Annotated in this window: 2 protein-coding genes and 1 pseudogene; 1 reads left to right on the plus strand and 2 read right to left on the minus strand. The window is 74.5% G+C overall.

From position 1 onward, the window contains the following. Positions 1–805: pseudogene (locus MHW47_RS33700) on the plus strand (serine/threonine protein kinase); the annotation flags it as partial. A gap of 18 nt (positions 806–823) precedes the next feature. Here MHW47_RS33700 and MHW47_RS33705 read toward each other — a convergent pair. Beyond that, positions 824–1,405, minus strand: a complete 582-nt coding sequence (locus tag MHW47_RS33705) for a TetR/AcrR family transcriptional regulator (protein ID WP_239227650.1) — start codon at positions 1,403–1,405, stop codon at positions 824–826. Beyond that, positions 1,402–2,904 (minus strand): MFS transporter, encoded by a 1,503-nt coding sequence (locus tag MHW47_RS33710; protein ID WP_239227651.1) that lies wholly within the window; start codon positions 2,902–2,904, stop codon positions 1,402–1,404. Before MHW47_RS33710 ends, MHW47_RS33705 begins: the two co-directional genes overlap by 4 nt. Positions 2,905–3,250 lie beyond the last annotated feature (346 nt).

The following is a 3,250-nucleotide window of genomic DNA, read 5'->3' on the forward strand; positions in this document are numbered from 1 at the left end:
GCCGGTCACGCCCGCGCCGGGTCACGGGCCCGCGCCGGTGGCGCCGGGGCCGTACGGGGCGCAGCAGGGCGGCTACCCGCCGGCGCAGCCCGCGTACGGGTATCCGGGGCCCGCGTACACCGGGGGTGTGACGCAGCCGACGCCGCAGGTGGCGGAGCCGGAGCGGCCGAAGCGCCGGCGCGGGCGGGTCGCCGCCCTGGCGATCGCCGCGGCGCTGCTGTTCGGGATCGCGGGCGGGGGTACGGCGTACTTCCTGATGAAGGGCGACGACAAGAAGGAGGACAAGGCCGGCGGCACCGTCACCCAGGAGAAGAACTCGCCCGCCCCGAAGAAGAGTTCCCGGCCCAGTACGGACGAGACGGCGGGCACGGAGGACGGCGGGGAGTCGCAGCAGCCGGACGGGCAGACGCCCGCGACGACGGACCCGACGCCGGACGACTTCCCGGGCATCAACCTGACGCGGGGCTACCACCTGACGTTCGGGGACGCGGAGGTGCGTCCGCAGGACGGCGTGGACGGCGAGTACGAGCTGGCGTACGACTCCGGGTACCTGGATGCGGAGAGCGACGGCGGCAAGCTCACGCTCCTCGACCCCGGTCAGGAGGGGTCGCTGGACGTCTGCCGGGCGGAGACGCGCTTCGCGTCGAACATCGCCATCGAGAAGCTCTCCAAGGGGCGTCAGGTGTGCGTGACCACCGGGACCGGGCACATGGGGCTGGTGACGTTCCAGGGGAAGTCGCCGGAGGACTCGCCGAGCGACTACATCACGCTCGATGTGACGGTGTGGCGGAACGCGGTGCGGTGAGGCCGGCCGGGCTTCCGCTCAGCCCGTGATGAGGCGTTGGAGCGCCGGTGCGTAGAGGTCCGCGATGTGTTCCGGGGTCGCGGACGCGCCGGCGCCCTCGCGGTGCAGGCTGAGGGTGGCGCCGAGGCCCAGCAGGTGGCCGGCGAGGAGTTCGGCGCGCAGGGCGCGTTCCTCGCCGGGGAGGCGGGCGGTGAGCGCGTCGGTGACCTGTTCGTGGAAGCGGTCGCGGAGCAGGGAGCGTTCGTCCTGGTTGCCGAGCGAGAAGACGACGCGCAGCAGCGGGTCGGAGTGGAACGCACGGCGGTGGTTGATCAGGGTGACCACCAAGTGGCGGCCCAGGGCGTCGAGCGGGGCGTCGAGGAGGAGGGCGGCGGCCGGGCCGAAGTCGGCGACGGTGTTGAAGAGTTCCTCCTTGCGGCCGAAGTGCTTGACCACGAGGGAGGGGCTGACCCCGGCGTCCGCCGCGATGCCCCGGATCGTCACCTCCGCGTACGGGCGCTGCGTGAACGCCCGGCGGGCGGCGCGCAGGATCGCCTCGCGTCCCGTGCCGGTGTCCGCGGCCGGGGTCGCGGCGACGGCCTGGCCGTGGCCACCGGTCATGCGTCCTCCTGGATCTCCGCCGGCCGCGCACCGTCCTTCCGGGTGCCCGGCGCCTCGCGGCTCTCCCCGACCGTACCCGGAGCGGCCGGGGCGCGGCCCGGCAGCAGGAGCGTGACGGCCAGGGCGGCGAGGGCGGCGCCCCCGGCGATGACGAACACCAGCTGGTAGGCGTGGAGGGTGGGGGCGGTCCGGCCGCCGGCCCGGAAGGTGATGTTGGCCAGGACGGCGGCGACGGCGGCACTGCAGAAGGCCTGGCCGATCGAGCGCATCAGGGTGTTGAGGCCGTTGGCCGCGCCGGTCTCGCTGACCGGGACGCCGCGCATCACGAGGGCGGGCAGCGCCGAGTAGGCGATGGCGGTGCCGGCGGAGACGACGGTGGCGCCCGCGATGATGAGCCACAGGCTGTGGCTGGTGAAGTACCGCACTCCGTACCCGGCGGCGATGATTCCGGCCGCGAGGGCCAGGCTGACCTTGGGGCCGTGCGTGGCGGAGATCCGGGCGGAGACGGGTGAGAGCGCCACCATGGACAGCCCGCCCGGCAGCAGGCACAGGCCGCTGACGACGATCGAGGCGCCGAGCCCGTAGCCGGTGGCCTTGGGTTCCTGCACCATCTGGGCGGTGACCAGGGAGTTCGCGTAGAAGGCGAAGCCGATGAGCAGGGCGGCGACGTTGGTGAACAGGACCGCCGGGCGGGCGGAGATCCGCAGGTCGACCATGGGTGTGGGGACGCGCAGTTCGTACGCGCCCCAGATCAGTCCCACGACGACGGCCGCCGCGAGCAGCCCCAGCGTCCGGCCGGACGTCCAGCCCCAGGCGCCGCCCTGGGTGACCGCGAGGAGCAGGCAGACCAGCGCGCCGGACAGGCCGAGGGCGCCGAGCGCGTCGAAGCGGCCCCGGGTGCGCAGCGGGGACTCGGGGACGCAGGCGAGGACGAGCGCGATGTCGAGGAGGCCGATGACGCCGGAGACCCAGAACATGGTGTGCCAGTCGTAGTTCTCGACGACGAGCGCGGCGATCGGCAGGCCCACGGCGGCGCCGATGCCCAGGGTGGAGCTCATCAGGGCGACGGCGGACAGGACGCGCTCGGGCGGCAGTTCGTCGCGCAGGATGCTGATGCCGAGGGGGACGACGGCGATGGCGGCGCCCTGGAGGGCGCGGCCGGTGATCAGGACGCCGATGTGGGAACTGGCCCCGCACAGCACCGAGCCCGCCACGAGCACGGCGAGCGAGGCGACGAGCACCCGCCGCTTGCCGTACATGTCGCCGACCCGGCCCAGGACGGGGGTGAACACCGCGCCGGTGAGCAGGGTGACGGTGACCAGCCAGCTCGCGGCGGCCGGGGTGGCGCCGGTCAGCGCGGGGATGTGCGGCAGGAGCGGGACGACGATCGTCTGCATGACCGCGACGACCACCCCGCAGAAGGCGAGCACGCCCACCGCGAAGCGCGGGTGCGGGGGCCGGGGCGCGGGGGCGGCGGGGGCGGGTATCTCCGCGGGCATGGTTCTCCGTTGCGTGGCTCGGCGTCGGCTGCCGGATGCGCCGGGTCGGCGCGCCCAGGGGGTGCACACCTGTTCACCTCCAAGGTAAACACGTGTGCACCCCCTGGGCGACGGGAATGCCGAAGCGCGAGTTAGCCTCGATCCGGGCGCCGGTACGGCGCTAGGCGCGGGGCGCGTCCGGGACGCGCCGGGGCGCCCCGATGACGTGGACGAAGGCGGAGGTGGCTGCGATGGCGAAGGTGCCGGCGGCAGCGGTGGCGGCAGGCGGACTGGTCGGCGGCTACGCCGTCGCGCGGTGGACCCGCAAGCGGCCGCTGGGCGGGGTCGCGCTCGCGGCGGCGGGCGG

It is taken from the genome of Streptomyces sp. OfavH-34-F, from assembly GCF_022347745.1.
Classification (GTDB): Bacteria; Actinomycetota; Actinomycetes; order Streptomycetales; family Streptomycetaceae; genus Streptomyces.

Excerpts from the sequence above, each read along its gene's own strand:
- MHW47_RS33710 (WP_239227651.1), bottom strand. The coding sequence starts at position 2,904 with ATGCCCGCGGAGATACCCGCCCCCGCCGCCCCCGCGCCCCGGCCCCCG.
- MHW47_RS33705 (WP_239227650.1), bottom strand. The coding sequence starts at position 1,405 with ATGACCGGTGGCCACGGCCAGGCCGTCGCCGCGACCCCGGCCGCGGAC.